The sequence below is a fragment of the Marinobacter piscis genome (assembly GCF_007671655.1).
GTDB classification, from domain to species: Bacteria; Pseudomonadota; Gammaproteobacteria; order Pseudomonadales; family Oleiphilaceae; genus Marinobacter; species Marinobacter piscensis.
Genome location: NZ_VCGX01000003.1, coordinates 435,467 through 452,968 on the forward strand (window position 1 = coordinate 435,467; position 17,502 = coordinate 452,968).

At 54.3% G+C, this 17,502-nt stretch carries 11 protein-coding genes; 5 read left to right on the forward strand and 6 right to left on the reverse strand.

Annotated elements, in window-relative coordinates:
- Positions 1–146: 146 nt before the first annotated feature.
- Entirely contained in the window at positions 147–1,244 is a 1,098-nt protein-coding gene (locus FFI95_RS12880) for an FUSC family protein (protein ID WP_144823146.1), read from the forward strand.
- Between the two features lie 52 nt (positions 1,245–1,296).
- Here FFI95_RS12880 and FFI95_RS12885 read toward each other — a convergent pair whose 3' ends face one another.
- Together FFI95_RS12885 and FFI95_RS12890 are read right to left on the reverse strand one after the other, a co-directional pair.
- Complete coding sequence (locus FFI95_RS12885; RefSeq protein ID WP_222120402.1) at positions 1,297–2,700, reverse strand: cytosine permease; 1,404 nt, start codon at positions 2,698–2,700, stop codon at positions 1,297–1,299.
- Positions 2,701–2,752: 52 nt separating this feature from the next.
- Entirely contained in the window at positions 2,753–3,418 is a 666-nt protein-coding gene (locus FFI95_RS12890) for a cysteine hydrolase family protein (protein WP_144823149.1), read from the reverse strand.
- A gap of 201 nt (positions 3,419–3,619) precedes the next feature.
- Here FFI95_RS12890 and FFI95_RS12895 point away from each other — a divergent pair, with 201 nt between their 5' ends.
- The 4 genes from FFI95_RS12895 to FFI95_RS12910 are packed head-to-tail and all read left to right on the forward strand — an operon-like array spanning position 3,620 to position 10,083.
- A complete protein-coding gene (locus FFI95_RS12895; RefSeq protein WP_186312019.1) occupies positions 3,620–7,372 on the forward strand; it encodes an ATP-binding protein in 3,753 nt (1,250 codons plus the stop codon).
- Positions 7,369–8,004 carry a condensin complex protein MksE gene (locus FFI95_RS12900; RefSeq protein ID WP_144823152.1) on the forward strand — a complete coding sequence of 212 codons (636 nt, stop codon included), beginning with the start codon at positions 7,369–7,371 and terminating at the stop codon, positions 8,002–8,004. The genes FFI95_RS12895 and FFI95_RS12900 overlap by 4 nt, the downstream gene beginning before the upstream one ends.
- Complete coding sequence (locus FFI95_RS12905) at positions 8,004–9,248, forward strand: hypothetical protein (protein ID WP_144823153.1); 1,245 nt, start codon at positions 8,004–8,006, stop codon at positions 9,246–9,248. The genes FFI95_RS12900 and FFI95_RS12905 overlap by 1 nt, the downstream gene beginning before the upstream one ends.
- On the forward strand, positions 9,238–10,083 hold the full coding sequence (locus FFI95_RS12910; protein WP_144823155.1) for a DUF7281 domain-containing protein: 846 nt from the start codon (positions 9,238–9,240) through the stop codon (positions 10,081–10,083). The genes FFI95_RS12905 and FFI95_RS12910 overlap by 11 nt, the downstream gene beginning before the upstream one ends.
- A 20-nt stretch (positions 10,084–10,103) precedes the next feature.
- On the opposite strand, the gene FFI95_RS12915 is transcribed toward FFI95_RS12910, so the two are convergent.
- The 4 genes from FFI95_RS12915 to FFI95_RS12930 form a co-directional block, all read right to left on the reverse strand.
- Complete coding sequence (locus FFI95_RS12915) at positions 10,104–12,671, reverse strand: CHASE2 domain-containing protein (RefSeq protein WP_144823156.1); 2,568 nt, start codon at positions 12,669–12,671, stop codon at positions 10,104–10,106.
- Positions 12,672–12,701: 30 nt separating this feature from the next.
- Positions 12,702–14,330, reverse strand: a complete 1,629-nt coding sequence (locus FFI95_RS12920) for a FecR family protein (protein ID WP_144823158.1) — start codon at positions 14,328–14,330, stop codon at positions 12,702–12,704.
- 1 nt (position 14,331) lies between these two features.
- Positions 14,332–15,072: a response regulator transcription factor gene (locus tag FFI95_RS12925; protein WP_144823160.1), complete on the reverse strand. Its 741-nt coding sequence runs from the start codon at positions 15,070–15,072 to the stop codon at positions 14,332–14,334.
- 118 nt (positions 15,073–15,190) lie between these two features.
- Positions 15,191–17,353 (reverse strand): DNA topoisomerase III, encoded by a 2,163-nt coding sequence (locus FFI95_RS12930; RefSeq protein ID WP_144823161.1) that lies wholly within the window; start codon positions 17,351–17,353, stop codon positions 15,191–15,193.
- Positions 17,354–17,502: the final 149 nt, after the last annotated feature.

Here is a 17,502-nt window from a genome sequence, read left to right on the forward strand (position 1 = left end):
TCAAACGACGAGCACATCTTAGTGATTGGCGTGCCAAAGTCAAGACGGCTTGCAATTCTGTTTCGGGTGTCAATTTAGCTGGCTAGCTAATAATATGTGCGGCTCCGGCGACGTGTGTCTGTTATCTGCTTTTAAGGTTTTTGCGAATGAAAAAGGTTTCCAAGCGCAGGTTTACACTCCGCCTGCTTCTCAATCGACATCAGATCAGCGAAAGCGTGGCGTTGTCGCCTCAACCGGGACGGCGTAATTCCATGCTGGCGGGGTTGCAGGTGGCCATAACTGCATTGATCGCGTTGCCACTGATACAGTTATCGCCGTACTCGCATCTGATTGGTTTTGCATCTCTTGGTACCCTGGTTGCACTTTTCGGCCGGTTTGCGCCCAGGGCGAAGCGTGGCTGGATTGTTTTCCTGTGCCTGCTGTGTCAGAGCCTCACGGTGTTTTCTATGTCCACCGCGGTATGGGCCGGAGTGCCGGTGGAAGGGCAGCTTCTGTTGTTGGCGCTGATGTGCGGAATACTGTTTTATCTGGTTACGGCGGGAGATTTCGGGCCACCCGGGGCGTTGATCTTTGTGTTCGCCGCCAGTGTGTCTATGGCCGAGGTAGACTCCTTTACGCTGGTTTTACAGCGAACAGCTGCGACCGCCGTGGCGGCAATGCTTGCCTGGTGTGTATGCATGGTCACGGAGATATTACGAGAGCGCTCGTTCAGCGCTGAAGTGCCCGCTGGCGGGGCACAGTCGCTGCGCAAACAAGCGGTTGCGGTTACACGAATTATCATAGGTTCAGGGGTGGCAGGATTTATTGCCTACGGCTATGGCGGCCAGTATCCCGGTTGGGCTGCCATGGGTGCCGTTGCCGTTTTACAGGGGGCGCATTTGCACATCACCATGAACCGTGCCCTGCAACGATCGGTTGGAAATATAGTGGGAGCAACTCTGGCCGGGGCGATTTTGCTGATGGAGCCTTCTATATGGACAGTGATTTTTCTGGTCTCATTTTTATGTTTTGCCACCGAGGTCATTATTGGCTCCAATTACGGCCTCGGGCAAATTCTGGTTACCCCTATGGCACTGTTTATGAGCTATCTGGCCATGCCGGAGTTTGCCGGGGTGGCCATGGCGCAAGAGAGGGTGCTTGATACGGTGACAGGAGCGGCTACCGGGATGATATTTGCGGTCGCATTCTCCACCATGGACGACCGGCGATACCTGGCACGCCACCATGTAAAGCGGCGCCGGTAGGCGTATACGAAAGCCTCCCGTCAGGGCCTGGCCTGACGGGACACCGACTGCTTTAAGTGCTGGCTGTCCTCTCAGGCAGAGAGATAAGGGTATACAGAAGTGCGGTTAGTGCAATTGTCGGGTACACGGCCCCGACATTGTCTGTCAGAACCTTTATCTCGGACATAAACAGAAAAGCCGCAACGCCAATAGCCCAGACGCCGATTGCCTTCAAGTTTACACCTTTGAAGTACCAGTATTTCCCACCAACTGTCTCCATAGCTGAGACATCGTAGGTTCTTCTTCTGATGATAAAGTAGTCTGCCAGAAGAACACCGAGTAAAGCGCTCAATGCCATTCCTACATTACCAAGAAACCACATAAACGCAGCCAGGAAGCTATCCATGTAGATAGGTATTGCCATAAGTAATGATGAGAGAATGGTAACCATCCAGATAGAATGCAGAGGCTTAATCTTCTTGGTTATGTTGGTAACGGATATGCCTGCGGCCATCAGGTTAACAACGTTTGTTGTTACGCTGGCCACAATGATAAGCAGAAGAGCTACCCAGCCCAGCCCCATTCCACTCACCAGAGAGCTTGGATCCGAGTTGTCGGGGTTGAAATTTCCGGTGGCCAGGGCAACGCCAATCGTCGCAACAACACCCACAAAGATGAACCACACCAGAGACACGGTAGCACCGATAAGAGGCGCTAATGTTGCGGATCTGGGTGTTCTTGTGTAACGGGTGAACTCCGCGATACCCAGCACCCAGGCAAGGCTGAATGCTGCCATAATATCAACGGCCTCGCCGATAGGCATGGCGTTTTCCGGAGAGGGTCTCCATGCAATAATGTCAGCCAGAGAGTTTTCCTCGAACACAATAAAGGTCACCAGACCGCCCAGTGACAATATAATAATAACCCCGATTCTCTCTACCAGCTTTATGGATTTCCGGCCCAGGGAGATTGCAATGAGATTAAGAATGCTCATGATAATAACGCCGAGCACGACAGGGCCGGTACTGCCTGGCTCGCCAAAAGGAGGCCAGCCGAACAGAGAGTGGAATATATAGCTCATTGAAATGACAGCGATAAAGGTATTCACAACCGTCCAGCCTGTGAACACAATCGTGTTCAGGATGGTTGGCAGGGCACTGCCTTTGATGCCGAACGCAGGCCGCGTGAGCGCCATGGTTGATACGCCCACTTTGAAGCCCATAATGCCCACCAGGGCAAGGATGGCATAAGCTATGGGGTTGGCAATTAAAGCCACCATGATTGCACCGCCAAACGTCGCACTTGCAACCGAGCCCCCCAGATACCAGGAGGCGTTATTGGTGTTGGCTCCGAACCAGAGAAAGACCATGTCCCAGAACCCCATGTCGCGCTGTGCCATGGGAACCTGTTCCGTCGCATAGTATTCAATCGTTTCATTGCTTACATGTGGACTGCTTTCTTTTTCATCACTCAGCAAACTGTCTTCTCCAGTTCTTTTAGGTTTAAGGAATAAACTACAATGTGGGTGTTCAGAGTTTTTCGTAGGTTTCTTTTAATTGGCTGGCAGGATACCCCAAGCTGTCGGGGTGTTTTGGTTTCCAGGTGTAATGATCCTTGTTCTGAATTTTCTTTATAATATTGTTGGTGTCATATATATTGATATCGTAAATCCAGTTAGCCATGGTCACGACCGAAGACATATGGCTGCCCTCGCTGGTGCTTCCACAAATATCCTTTATAAGGTTTACCTGATAGTTTCTTGCATAGGCGTCAAACGCCGTGGTAAGTACGCAGACATCGGTAAGAACACCACCTAATAATAAGTGTTTTACGCCCAAGCCTTTTAATACCATCTCCAGACTGGATTCAAAGAAACCACTATAACGATGTTTGTCTACAATAATGTCACTCTCTGACACAGGCAGTTCATCAGAGATTTTAATGTTATCGGAGTGGGAGTTGTAATAAACGGGGCTGCCTGAATCGTTTAATGGTTCACCGTCAGAAACGCCTACTGCATCGGCTCTGTTTATATGACGGGTATAGATTACGGGTATTCCGGCCTCACGGCAGGTATTAACCAACAGGGTAGCGTTTTTTAGAATGGTCTCCATGTTAGGCACATCTGATGTGCCTGGTTCATTCTGCAGATCGATTAGAAGTAATGCAGTGTTTTTGGTGTCAGGTTCTTCCATTATATAAGGTTCCGAGATAATGAGTGCATACAAAGGCTGCCTCGAGTAGGCACAATTGGGTGGATATGGAAGGGTGGTTGCCGGTACCCTGCGCATCATACGCGAGAGCCGTGTGCCTTGCAGCCCGAATTGGTCCTTCATCCGGGTGTTCACGGTATACTCTGCGTTTTGGATACAACCTGTTGTTGTGGGGAAATCAGTTTGTCTGGCGAGACTGTAAGCTACGGATTGGAAAGCATCGTCCTGCACCATTCCTTCAAGCAAGTGAAAGGGCGCACCATCAAAATCGACTGCCGCGAGCGCACCCACCTGGGGGGCGTGAACGGCGCCGGCAAAACCTCAGTGTTGGCGTTGATTCCGGCATTTTACGGGGAAGAGCCGGAGCGGATTGTTACCAAGGCCTCTGGCAAGCTGTCCTTCCTGGACTATTATTTGCCCACCTTTCAAAGTCTGATCATCTTCGAATACCGCCGGCATAACGGGCTGCATTGTGCGGTGATGTACCGTCACTCCCAGGGCAAACCCTGTTACCGTTTTGTCGCCGGCTCTGCAGAGGAGACCTTTTTCTCGCCGGAGATCAAAGAGCTGCTGCAAAATGGTGCCAGTGCAGATGACGTGTTTGCAGCGTTGCGGCAGCGGGGCATCAAGCCCTCCAAAATGATTGATACCATTATCAATTACCGCGCCATTATTCAGCGCAATCAGAAGTTGCTGAAGCGGCTCCCGGCGGATGCCAGGTCGCTGCGCGCACTGGCGGCAGAGTTCGGGTTGGGTGACAGCGATACCCAGATGACCAATATCGAGCGGCTGACTCATGTTGTGCTGAACAAACACCGGCTTCTCAGCAGTTTTAAAACCATGATCTGCGAGACCCAGTTTGAAAACATCCACCAGCACGCCAGACCCAGAGCCATTGACCGCAAGGATCTGATTGCCGATATCCAGAGTCTGTCGGCGTTTGCGGGTGAGGAAGACAAGATTCGCGAATGCCTGCGAAAAGACGCAGAGCGCAGGGCGATACTGGAGCAAACCGATAAAACCGTTGCCAATCTTCTCGCCAGCGTTGAAGAGGCCCGGGAAAAAGCCAGCGAACTCAGCGATCAGAAAGAGTGGCTGGAAACAGAAAGGGCCGACAAACAGGCGGCGTTCGAAGCGTCGGATCAGCAACTGGCCCGTAAAATTGCCGATTACAACGCCAACTACGGCAACCTGGATGGGCAGGTGGCGGTTCTGTACCGGCAAAACGACAAGTATGAACGTGACGGATTGCCCGAGTTGGCCCAGAGCTTCGACAATCTGGCGGATTATCGTCAGCGTCTGGCCACTGCACAAGCGGATTATGATGACCTGACGGGCAAGGCCTCAGCCATTGAAGGTGAGTTTGATCGCGAAAAGCAGGCTATTCAGCACGAGCATGAGAAGCATCAGGCGCAACGTCAGCAGCGCCTGAGAGAAGCCGAGAATGCACTCACCTCGGCGAAACACGCTTACGATCTGAAACTGAACTCGGTGGCGACAGACAAGGTGGCCGCAGTCTCTGAATATAAAGATACTCGCGCCGCCGAGCGAACCGAACTGACCAGCGAGCAAGCCCGTTTGTCGGCATTGCGGGACAGCCCCGGCCAGACTGAAGCCGAGCAGAAAGAAATGGCGTTGGCGGAGCAGGCGTCTGAAGAAGCCGCCGAGCAGGTTGCGCTGGCGCATGAACATCGCCTGGAAGCCGGTCGCAAACGGGATCAGGCCGATCGCGACTGGAAAGCCGCTCAGGAGCAGGTTCTGCAGATGGACATAAAGGTCCAGGAGCTGGAGGACCGGTTTAACGAGTTGCAGAAGCAGATTATGCCGGAAGATGGCACCTGGTTGTCGCTGTTGAGAGCCGAAGACCCGGACTGGAGCCAGCATCTGGCGAAGGTGGTCAACCCGGCTTTGCTGCACCGCAAGGATCTGGCGCCGACACAGGATGCGGAGGCGGTAAAAACATCTGTTATGGGTTGGCAGTTGGCCTTAGACAACCTGCCGGTTCCGGATTTTGCGGCCTCCGAAGACGCCCTGCAGGCCCGCAGTCGCAGTCTCGACGAGGAACGCCAGGCCGCCATCAAACAGCGAACAGAGGTTGAACGCGAGGTCCGCCGTCGGCATGAAACCTTCAAAGAGCGTGCCGAGGCTGCCGATCGACTGGAAACCGAGTTTTTACTGGTTGAGCGCACCCGTACGAACGCCGTCAATAAATTGGCGAATGTGCGGCTACGGGTGAAGGACGCTCAGGCCGAGCGGGCTGCACAGATCACCCGGGAACTGGAGACGGTTGAGCATAAGCTCAAAGCCTTTGATGAGCAAACCGGCGAGGGCATCCGCGAGGTGAAAGCCGGTTTTGAGCAGCAGCGTCAGGATATGCTGGGGCACTGGGCGGAGCAGCAAGCGCAGTTGCAATCGACCATCGACCAGCAAGCCGAGCTGATCGCTACGGCGGAGACGGATTACAAAGCGCGCCTTAAAAAGAAGCGGCAAATATACGATCAGCGGCTCTCGGAAGAGGGCATTGATCCGAAAGTGGTGCGCGAAGCCCGGGAAACGCTGGCGAAACTCAGCGAAACCGTTGAAAACATCGTGGCCTCAGAAGATCAGGTGCGTGATTATCGCAAGTGGCGTGAACAGGAGTGGAGCCAGGTTGAGACGCTGACCGAGCAGGCAAACCAGGCAAAAGCCAGGTGCGAGGCAGCAACCCGCAAGCGAGAGGAACGTGAGCGTTCGTGGAAGGAGCAGGATAGTAAGCTGAAGGCGACCATTACCGAGCATCAGCAATCGGTCAAACGGCTTCGGGAGCAAATTGAAGCCGCAGCAACCGTACTTAAACACTTCCCGGGCGAAACTCTGGCCGAGGGCTTTCCGGGCAACATGGCCGACCTGACCCAGGAGCTTCAGGGGACGTTCCAGAAGCTGGAACAGTTGCGCAAAACGGTGATTGGCACCTTTGATCAGGCGACCGCAATCCTGAACCGGTATGACAACACCCAGATCCAGCAAGCCTGGCAGAAACTGTCTGCTCACCGACGCGGCCAGATGGGTGGTGATGCGGTGCCGGATTACGAAGAAAGCTTCAAACTGGCCCGGGTGCCGGACCTGCGCGAACTGCTGGATACCGATATCCCGCAGTTACGGAGCGCGTTGATTGATCAGTTTGTCTCTGAAGCCGGCAGTCTGGTGAAGTATTTTGACAGCCTGGAAGTCATGGCGCGGGAAGTGAAAGCAGTGTCCAGTTTACTGAAGCGAAAAATCAACACCGATCAGCAGATCGACAGCCTGAGCGATATTCAGGTGGTGCTTGAGCCCAGAATCTATGAGGACGAGACCTGGCAGCCGTTGAAAGAATTTGTGGAGCAATGGCAAAACTGGATCCATACGAACCGTCGTTCCTTGCCGAGCGATGCGATTGTCCGGCGCTTTAAACTGGTCACCGACACCCTCAGCGACGCCAAGGTAAAAGAGAGCGTCGAATCCATGATTGATATGCGCCTGGAAATGAAAGAAAACGACCGGCAGGTGGTGATTCGTACCGATGCGGACTTCCTGTCGGCCAGTTCCACCGGCCTGACGTATCTGGCCATCATGACCGTGTTTATGGGGCTGACCCGTTACCTGTGCCCGGATTTCAACACCCGCATCACCTGGCCCATTGACGAACTGGCCACTCTCAGCCCCAACAATATTTCTCACCTGTCGGATATGCTGGAGGCCAACAACCTCACCATGATCTCGGCCTGCCCGAAACTGGACAGAAGCCTGCGCAAGTTCTTTGAAAACAAGATCTCACTCAAGCAGGGCCGGGTTCACACCTACGAATCGTCGCAAAGCACCGGAAAACACAGCGAGATGTTCGCACGGGTGAGCCAGGATGCGCAGCCTTCCCAGGCCGGACTTTTTGCAGACAGCCTGTCAGGAGGAGCCAAGTCATGAGTAACCCTTTATTTGAGCGCACGGTAACCGCGCTGCTGCAGGAACGGGTGATCTGCGAAGTCAGTGATGATGAGTTGTACAACTACCTGCTGATGCCTGGAAACCAGGACGCCGTAAACCGTTTTCTGGGACAGATTAACCGCACACTGCGGCAAACCAGCGCCCACGATGCCTTTGTGTGTGCTTATCAGGATGTTTCCGATGCCGATACCAAAGAGGCGATCCGGCAGCAGTTCCGGGAAGTGGCCAACAACCTTGAAGCCTTTGTGCAGTTTCTACGGCTGGTGATGATGCTGGAAGCCAATGAACGCCCGGTGCTGCCCGGCGACAAGCTGTCGGAAGGGCACATACTGGATCGCATTGCTGCCGCGCCGGCGCTGGAAGCCAGGCTCAGATCACTGGCCGAGAAGAGAGTCTTCCACACCAAGCGCTCGGATTCCGCCGGTCAGATCCGTTCGGTGCTTTCCAGCCTGGAAAAAATGGGCTACCTGAAGCCTATAGGCACCAGTGGCAGCCTGTACCGGGCCACTGGCCGCTGGAGCTGGCTGTACGATGCCATGACCTTCATTCAGACCCACGAAGGCATTCAGGGGGCTGAAGACACCGATTCCGAGCAAATGAGGTTGCACTGATGGCCCGCGCTCAAGATGCCCAAAGCACACTCCGGGCCCTGGCCAAATATGGCGAGGCCATTCTCGAGGCGCACCTGCGCAACGGCAACCGCATTCCGGATTCAGACGAGAACCTGGGCCTGATTGAAACCCTCGAACACCATCGCCTGGTATGGCGCATTGGTGAATCCGAGGATCTTCAGCTGAAAAAGGTGCTGGTTCAGTTTCTTGACCACATCACCGAATCGGAACGGCGCCGTTACGCCAGCGCCCAGGTCCATATTCTGTGGCAGCAGCTGAGTGAGCTGTTCGAAGAATACAAAGAGGCCAAGAAACGATCCGCCCTGAGTGACATTGACCGGCTGGAAGGGGAAATCAAGGAGTGCCTGGCGGATGTTATCGAGGATATCCGCAACGCGACGGAAGCTTTTGCTACCTACATCAACACAGGGTTTGCGTACATCACCGATCTGAACCTGCGCATTCGCGAAAATGAAAAAGTGATTGAACGGGCAGGGCGGCTGATCACCCTGTTTGAGAGCTTCCGCATTCGGGAGCTGGCAGAGCAGGCCGGTTCTGACGCATTTCTGAAGCGTCTGTTGCTGCGACATTTGCCGGCAACCCTGGAATCGTCGCAGAAAAACCTGTCCTACGCCCTGAACCAGCTGCGCAAGATGCTGGTTCGTATGCGGGAGGATCAGCGTTTGAGCCGCATGGTGGGTGCCTTTGAAGCCCACTTTGTTAACCACCCGGGGTTTGAGCCCTCCATTGATCATCTGGATCTGCGACAGGTGCCGGAATTTCTCAACACGGTTGCGCCTTTCCGGATTCGCGGCTTCGGCGATATTTATGATTCTGCGGACGATCTTGAACTGATAGAACTGGCAGCCAAAGCACGCACAGTACCTCTGACAGCTGAAGATCTGCAGGTTCCGGACGATGTGGCCAGCGTGAATTTCGACATTGCCGGTGAAACAGAGCCCGAAGAAGACGACCCTGTAGAGGAAGCTATTGAAGGGCTGATTCAGATGCTGGTAGACGGCCATCTGGGAGAGCGCACCATACTGGCCTCCGAAGCCTTGGCCAGCACCGGCCTGGAGATCGATAAGGCCGATTGGCTACAGGCCATTGTGTCTGAAATCGAATCCCTGCCAGATGGCGATCAACAGCACATTGAAGTGCTTTATCACCAGAGCCACCACGGAGTTTATCCGGATAACGTGCTGGTGTCCGATCTGACCCTGAAGCATCACCATGCCGGCTGAAATCACTGCAATAGAACGCCTGCTGAAAGGCGGCAAGCTCAAGGTCCGGCGCAGCCCGCTTTGGGAGCGGATCTGTGATGAAAATGGGGTAGGGCAGGTCATCGGCCGGGAAATTCACTTTACCCCCGAAGACAGGCAACGCCTGCGGGACTATGTGAAAGCAGAACATAACCTGGATCCGCAATACGACTCCCGCACCGGCGGCCGCATGGTCATGGCCCGCAAGGATGCCAGTGAAAAACTGAGTCGAGACTCAGTGTTCGGACACTTGCTTGTGATGGCCACTGCCGGCCGCACAACCATAAGATCCAGTGGTGAGGAGGTTACCACGCCCCCGGGCAGCGTATTGAGCGTGTTGCCGGAACATCTGGACATCGCGCACCTCCAGTCGCGAAAGCTGGTGATTATCGAGAACGGCGCCTTAATGCCTTTCTGGGCAGACCTCCAACTGACCGGTTCATGGCAAGATGCAATCATCCTGTACCGTGGCCATCGCGAAAATATGCGCTTCGTTGCAGACATTGCACGTGAGCAGCCAGCGCAAAACCTGGCGTGGTTTTTCGATTTTGACCCTGCCGGGCAGGCGATGGCGCTGGATCAGGGTAGAGGCAGCACGCTGGTGCCTGAAGCATGGAGCACGTTTGACAAGGGAACTGCCTACAACCAACCCGGAACCTACCGCAACCAGACAGCGGCACTGAAAAGGCTCAAAGCCCGGGCGTCGGGTGAGTTGTTAAAGGTAGCTGAACACCTGGGAACAGAAGAGCTGGCGCTGATGCAGGAGCATCTGGTGTTACGACAAGTGCGCCTTAAAGCGCTTCCTGTTATTTTATAAACATTAAACTCAGGCCCTGTTCAACCAATGGGGTCCGTAATGGGTAACTTGAGAGTGAAGCAGGAGCCCTCCCCCGGGCGAGAGGTTACGTAAATCTCACCCTGGTGCTTTTCAACGACTGTCTTAACAAACGATAGCCCCAGACCGGCCCCACGTGCACCGGCAAGCTCGCTGTTTCTTTGGCGACGATAACGGTCAAACAGGTGAGGCAACTCACCCGGTTCTATGCCCATGCCTTCGTCGGTCACTGTTAGGCATGCCTGGTGCCCCGCACGAAATACCTGCAGGTTTACCGGCGTATATTCCGGGCTGTACTGCACGGCGTTAGTCAGCAGGTTGATCACTGCCCGCTCAAGCAATTCTGCGTTGCCTTTCAGCCAAAGGTCTTCTGTGCCCTGCAAGTGTAAGGAGATGTGCTTCTCCAGCGCCTGCTCGCTAACGCTGTCGCGGGCGTTTTCCACAACTGCCAGAAACTCACACTCATAAAAACGTGTTTTGGTGAGCTGTTCGGCCCGGGCCAGTTGCACAAATTCCTCTGCCAGGTGGTAGCTTCGTTTTGCCAGCCGGCCAAGCTGTTCCAGATGGCTCTGTTCAATATGGCTGGGGTCGCGCTTCAGTTGTTCGATCAGTGCAAGCTGGGAAACAAGCGGCGATCGCACATCGTGGGAAATAAAATCAATCGCCTCTCTGTGCTGACGCTGTTGCTCCCGTAATTCCGATATATCAGAAATATTGGCAACAATGCCGTATTGCGCACTGTCCGGCAGAGCAAAGGGAGCAAAGTGGATAAGAAAGTCTTTGTGATGGATTCTCAGGTCGACCGTCCGGCTTTGCAGCAGTGTAAGGGTCTCGGAGACGGTTTCATGCCAGGGAGGCGTTTCCCGGGGATCGTGGCCTTCCAGAAGCCGGGTCAGGGGCAGGCCAGCCACGCTGGGCATAGGTTCGCCAAACCAGTTTTCAATATGGCCGTTGGCAAAGCGGATAATGCCCAGCTCATCCGTCACAATGATGCCATCCGGCATACGCTCGAAGCTCCGGCGAATGAACTCCTGCATATGGTTCAGCCGCTCTGTCGCCGTTTTTACACGCTCAATACGGGCTGAAATGTTTTCACCGCCTACGGACTTTTTCTTTGCGGTTACCGCGCCGGAAAAGTTCAGGTTTTGCAGGTAACGTTGTATAGCCTCACGGCTGAGGTCGTTTGGCAAAATGAGGCCAAGGGTATAACGACAATCTCCCCGCTTTAGTTGAATCCAGCTGTGGTTGTCTGCATGTTGCCATACGCCATTTTTTTGCATATCCGGAATATCGGTGGGCTTCAGAGTTCGACTGGACAGAATCCGGCCATCCTCTTGAAGCAACCAGCCCCGAGGTTGAAATAACGCCTGAAAATGCTCAAGAAGCTGAGTGGGTGAGCGCATAGACAGCTCAGGGAGGGTTATCCCCGGTGTACGCGCAAGTTCATCCAGCTGTCGGCTCAGGAACCGGTTGGCCACTGTCAGGCGCAGACCATTGGCTGTGGGGAAGGCAAAGAGAGGAATGACCAGTGCGTGAGCAATTGGAAGCCAGACCCTGAACACACCCAGCATCACCATATAAAGTAACAGTAGGGCAACCCCGACAGACACGCATGTAAAAAATGTATAGGTCATGCGCATACGTGGTAACAGACAGGCCAGAAGTGCCAGTGTTATAACGGCGAGGCCAATACCTGACCAGTCGGGCGCCCGGCGAATCTGTAGCTGCTGTTTGAGTGCAGAATAGGCATTTGCGTGAAACTCCACGCCAGGCATCGGTTGGTTGAGGCCAGAGAAAGGGGTGGGGAGAATATCACCCAACCCGACAGCTGTCGCTCCGATAAAAACGGTTTTGCCACTGAACCGCCCTGGTGCCGGGGGCGCGTTAAGGACGCTTTCGTAAGAGTAGGCTGGCAGTGTCCCCGTTGTACCAGCCAGAGGAATGACCCGGTAGCCTTCGCGCGTATTTAAAAAAGCCGGGAGTGACTGAGAGTCTGTTGGTTTTGCGGTGGTGCCGGTGGCTGCAAGTGCCAGGCTGGGCCACAGCGCATCTCCCATTCCGTTGAAAAGGTATAGGCCTCTGGCCAGGCCATCATGATCGAGCTCTATGTGTGCATGGCCAAGGCCGGATGCAGCTGAAACCAGATCGCTCGCCGGAAGTTTTTCACTAAGAGGAAAGTAAGTGTCTGTTCGTGACAAGTGTAGCGGTAAAATCACATTCCCATGGGCTTGCATCGCTTTCTTCAGAGCTGCATCGTCTGCCGTTGGCTCTGTGAACAAAATGTCGAATACGATGGTTTCAGCGCCAGCCTTGTGCAGTTTGCTGATGATGTCAGCATGGACCTGCCGTGGCCAGGGCCAGCGCCCTAGTCTGGAAAGGCTTGCGTCATCAATGGCCACAATGACGGTATCTGGTGAAACACTGGCAGGAACAGCTAACATAGCTGAGTCCAGAAGCCAGTAATCAAGGCGCCGGGGCAGGGCTGTTAGTTCGGCAAGTATGAATAGCAGCAGAAGAGCCAGTCCGAGCGTTTTTGGAGTCGTCTTTGTTGGTAACCAATCCCAGTTCATGAGCCCCGCTATACGTCTCGGTTATCAATATCATTCCAGGTAGAGTTCCCTCCCGGGGCCCCATTGGCTTTGCAACGGTCCGTCAGTAAGAGCTTTGAGGCGGATAAAATACCGCCTACCGGGAACAAGACGCAAGGCCGCTGTGGTTTCTTTCAGGGTTGCCTCTTTAATAATACTGTTGAAGTCGGCAGAGTCTGACAGCTGCACACGGTATTTTGAAGCCTCGGCCAGGCTTTCCCAGAATACGCGCACCTGGCTGTCTATATAGTTCACACTGATGATGCGCACCGGCGGGAGTGTTCCGTTTACCGTCAGCTTTCGTGAGGGTGATGCTGCAACAGAGTTACCGCCAGCTTCTGTAACGACACGCCAGTAATATTCTCCCGCCTTCAGTGGGCGAGAGGGCAGGGCTGCTGTTTCTGGTGCCCATTCGCTGGTTGCAACCAGATTATTGAAAGCTTTGTCTTCGGCAATTTCAATTCGGGCAAGCTCATTTGAACCATTGAGGCTCCAGCGGAATTCAGGCATGTCGTCGTTTGTGCTGTCTCCCTCACCTGGAGAGAGAAGGTTGGCCGCGTAGGCCTGCAGGTCGACCTCAAAAAGGCGAACAGCGGGCATCCCTGCAGCTCCTTGCGGGTCAAGTGCGGCGAGCTGCATTTCGTAGCGTCCGTTATCCAGGCGGCTGACATTAAAATGGTTGCCCACTACTTTTCTGTTTTCAACCCAACGTCCGCTTTCCGCTTCGAAGATATCAAGGCGGTAATGTGTGGGCGGCCCTGCCTCCCAGGTCACCTCAGCAGGGAGTTGTGTGAGTGGTGTCGGCAGCTGGGTGATCACAGGGGCTGCCGGCATTCGTCGGATGTTCGGTTTGTTGCCGGAAATGCTTGCGCTGTAACCGGCAGGCACTCTGTGCAACTTGCCGGGAATTCCAAACTCCACAGTCCCTTCGGTTACCTGCAAATGAGTAGCCGCGCCCCCGGTTTGTAAAGAAAATGCTGTGCCACGCACTGCAGCAACCGCTGAAGGTGTTTCTATTTCAAAGCGGGTGCCCCCGTCAATCACAGGCTTTACCCGGGTTCGCACGCCCCCTCGGTTCAGTCTTAACCTCGTATCCGCCATACCGGTCTTTCCGAACTGGGACAGGCGGTTGAATATAAGTCGGGAATTGGGGGAAAGCCTGACTTCCGAGCCATCAGCCAAAGTGATAAGTGCAGCTCCGGCCGCTGAAATCACTTCATCACCTACGCGTATCACGGCGTTATTTTTCAGTGGCCTTTTCCGGCGACCATTACTGGAGATTAACTGAACATTGCCTGAAACTGAGGTCGCCCGGGCAGGGCCTGGCTCTTGTTTAAGCCAGGCCAGAGGAATACGGATGCGATCGCCTTCTGTCAGTGCCTGTCCTCGGTCTATGGCATTGTATCGTAAGAGTTGTTTCGGGCTGTAGCGTTTGTTCAGGAGCTTATTTGCAGCTTTTACAAAACTTTCGCCAGGTCTCAGTGTGTATAACCACTCTGGCTCCGATTCGATTGTGGAAGCACCTTTATCAGTTGCAGAGCCACGGGTGACAGGAAGCTCCGCATGCGCAGGCAATGTCAGCACTGACAATGTCAGTATAAACAAAGTCTTTAGAATAGAGGATACTGCGCGATCAGACATTTTAGGTGTGCACTTCTCCGGCATTAGCCTGGCTTTTGACTGAGGTGTCAGTTGGTTCAGTTTTCATTGCTTCCAAACGGTAGCCTCTCTGATAAATCGTCTTGATACGAAAGCCGTTCTCAGGATTCAGGCCCAGCCGGCGCCGCAGGCGGCTGATGTGAGTATCCACCGTTCGCGTGTTAACGTCTTTGATCAGCCCCCAAACCCGCTCCAGAAGCACTTCCCGGGTAAGCAGGCGCCCCTGGTTCTGAAACAGAAACAGGGTGAGATCGAAGTCTTTATCCGTTAATGTCAGCATTTCACCGTGAAGGCAAACGGTTCGCTGCTGGGTATTAATTTTAAACGGGCCATACTCAAGGGTTGTTTTCTCGCTGTCCGGGTTAGCGCGCCGTGCCAGAGCGTTAATACGAGCGGTCAGCTCTGCAGCCCGGGCAGGTTTTGCGAGAAAGTCGTCTGCTCCAGCATCAAGGGCCTGAACAATATCGGCTTCACTGTCGCGCTGGGTCAGGAACACAACGGGGATCGGCCAGTTTATATGAGTTCTGACACTTTTCAGCACTTCAATCCCGGTCATATCAGGAATTTGCCAGTCCAGAATCATCAGGTCATAGCTTTCGTGTAAGGCAGCACTGAGAAAACTCTGGCCCGTAGGAAAACTATCACACTGGTATCCGCGTTCAGAGAGAATGGCCTGAATGAGTTGCGCCTGTTCCAGTTCATCTTCTAGCAGAGCAATGCGCATTGTATCCCTCCCTGAGTCAGTTATGTTTCTCGAAAGCGCGTCTTTATGGCTAAGCCGGTCGGGACTTTTAGGCCGCCTCACCCCATTATCACAAATTTCAGCGAGGTATTCCGTTTCGTTATGTAGCCTTCGGTGAGATCGTGGCCGGCTTTCCGTTATCGTCGTTCAGTGTTTGTCGGCAGGCAGGGAAATTACTGCAGCCCCAGAACCAGCCTTTTTTTCCTTTTCTTCGAACCAGGGGGGAAAAACAGTGGGGGCAGGGAACCGGTTTCTGCCCGGTGCCATCCTGCGGATCAGAGTCTTCAAGGGGGCGGGTGCCGCGACAGTTCGGATAACGGGTGCACGCAAAGAAGCGGCCATATTTACCGTCTCTTTCGGTCATAGGAGCGCGGCATTTCGGGCAGTTTGGAGCTGCAGTATCAGGCTTTGCCTGGACACTGTCCGCAGTTCCGCCGATAAGCTGTCGGATCTCTGTTTTCAGAGTCTCAAGAAACTCCCTGGGATCTTCCTCGCCGCGGCGAACGGCTTCCAGGGTTGCTTCCCACACAGCGGTTCTGTCGGGCCGGCTGACAGCCTCCGGAAGTGCATTGATCAGTTCTTTGCCTTTTTCAGTGGCGCGAATATGCCGACTGTCGCGATACAGATAGTCGCGCCGGAACAGTGTGTCGATGATGCTCGCCCGGGTCGCTTCGGTGCCCAGGCCATCTGTCTCGCGCAGGGTTTTTCGCAACTCCGGGTCAGTGACAAAGCGTGCGATGTTGGTCATCGCAGACAGCAGGGTTGCGTCGGTGAAATGCTGCGGTGGCTGGGTTTGCCGTTCCCTGACGGAGCTGTCTTCACAGAATACTGGCTCGCCTTTATCAAGACGTGGCAGAGGAGGCTTTTCTGCTTCTTTACGCGCATCCCTGAGTTTTAGCTCCAGGACTTTCCAGCCGGGTTCCAGTACCGCCGTCTCGGTTGCCCGGAAACGCTGTTCAGCAATTCTTACAGTGAGGCGGCCTTCGCGGTGAGTAGCATCCGGCAAAAACTGCATCAGATAAAAACGACTAATGAGGTCGTAGATTTTATGTTCGGCGTCACTGAGCTTGCCGCCGGGCACAGAGCGGCTTGTGGGAATAATAGCGTGGTGAGCGTCCACCTTTTTATCATTCCATGCAGCTGACCGGCGGCTGAAGTCAGCGTTGCTGCATATGCCGGTCAGCGCAGGAGCCATCCGCTCAATTGCAGAGGCAACCTGCCGGGCCTGGTCAAGATGTTCTTCGGGAAGATAGCGGGAGTCAGAGCGGGGATAAGTGATTAACTGATGACGCTCGTAGAGATTCTGAGCGGTATCCAGCACCTCTTTTGCGCCCATGCGGAACAGTCGGCCGGCTTCAATTTGCAACGCTGAAAGCGATAAGGGCAAGGGTGGCGCTTCGGGCCGGTCACGAAAACGAGACTCCACGACCGTGCCCGGCCGGTTGTGTATGCTGGCGGCAATCTGGTCCGCTGTTGCCCGGTCCAATAAGCGGTTTTCCTCATCCAGATGATCCTGGAACTGATCATCCGGCAGCCACCGGGCTGTGAAAGGCTGCTGGTCAGCCTCTTCTTCCTGAGCATGAACGCGTGCTTCAATCCGGAAAAAGGGCCGGGGCTCAAAGTTTTCAATGGTATTGTCGCGCTCAGCGACCAGGCCCAGTACCGGCGTCTGAACCCGACCTACAGAGTAAACACCTTTCTGTCCCTGATGTTGGTAATTCAGTGTATAGAAGCGGGTCAGGTTGATGCCGTAAAGCCAGTCAGCGCGCTGTCGGGCCAGGGCCGAATGGGAAAGCTTGCGGAATTCACGGTTGTCTCTGGGGTGCTGTATGGCCCGGGTTACAGCAGCCGGATTCAGGTCGTTTATGAGTATTCGCTGAACCTCGGCCCGGGTTCCAACGTATTGTATGACCTCATCCACAAGCAACTGTCCCTCTCTGTCAGGGTCTCCGGCATGGACGATGGTGCTTGCTTTTCGAATCAGGGGTTCCAGCACCTTGAGTTGCTGGCGCACGCTGCTTTTAGGGGTTACTTGCCACGTGTCCGGGAACATAGGCAGGTGGTGTAGCCGCCATGTTTTCCAGGCGGGGTTATAACTGGATGGCTCCGCTGGCTCCAGAAGGTGGCCAATACACCAGCTTACCGTAACGGCTTCACTGCCTTTGCCGCAGCGGATCCAGCCCTGACCTTTTTGGTGGGGCCCCGGGAGAGAGGCTGCAATTGCTCGGCCGAGGCTGGGTTTTTCAGCGATGTATAAAAGCATGGTATGAGTGACGTGTTATCCGGGTTGGAGCTGGTAGGGGAATGTGGCTTTTTGGCTGTAGGGTGTCAAGGTTCGGAGGAGGCTTCTTCTGTAGTAGACTGTTTGTTTTGGGGGGGGGGACAACCGTGGGTACCCGGTTTCCGGGTACC

Bases quoted from the DNA above. Each gene is read 5' to 3' on its own strand.
- FFI95_RS12880 (WP_144823146.1), top strand. From the start codon at position 147: ATGAAAAAGGTTTCCAAGCGCAGGTTTACACTCCGCCTGCTTCTCAAT.
- FFI95_RS12890 (WP_144823149.1), bottom strand. From the start codon at position 3,418: ATGGAAGAACCTGACACCAAAAACACTGCATTACTTCTAATCGATCTG.
- FFI95_RS12900 (WP_144823152.1), top strand. From the start codon at position 7,369: ATGAGTAACCCTTTATTTGAGCGCACGGTAACCGCGCTGCTGCAGGAA.
- FFI95_RS12905 (WP_144823153.1), top strand. From the start codon at position 8,004: ATGGCCCGCGCTCAAGATGCCCAAAGCACACTCCGGGCCCTGGCCAAA.
- FFI95_RS12910 (WP_144823155.1), top strand. From the start codon at position 9,238: ATGCCGGCTGAAATCACTGCAATAGAACGCCTGCTGAAAGGCGGCAAG.
- FFI95_RS12915 (WP_144823156.1), bottom strand. From the start codon at position 12,671: ATGAACTGGGATTGGTTACCAACAAAGACGACTCCAAAAACGCTCGGA.
- FFI95_RS12920 (WP_144823158.1), bottom strand. From the start codon at position 14,330: ATGTCTGATCGCGCAGTATCCTCTATTCTAAAGACTTTGTTTATACTG.
- FFI95_RS12925 (WP_144823160.1), bottom strand. From the start codon at position 15,072: ATGCGCATTGCTCTGCTAGAAGATGAACTGGAACAGGCGCAACTCATT.
- FFI95_RS12930 (WP_144823161.1), bottom strand. From the start codon at position 17,353: ATGCTTTTATACATCGCTGAAAAACCCAGCCTCGGCCGAGCAATTGCA.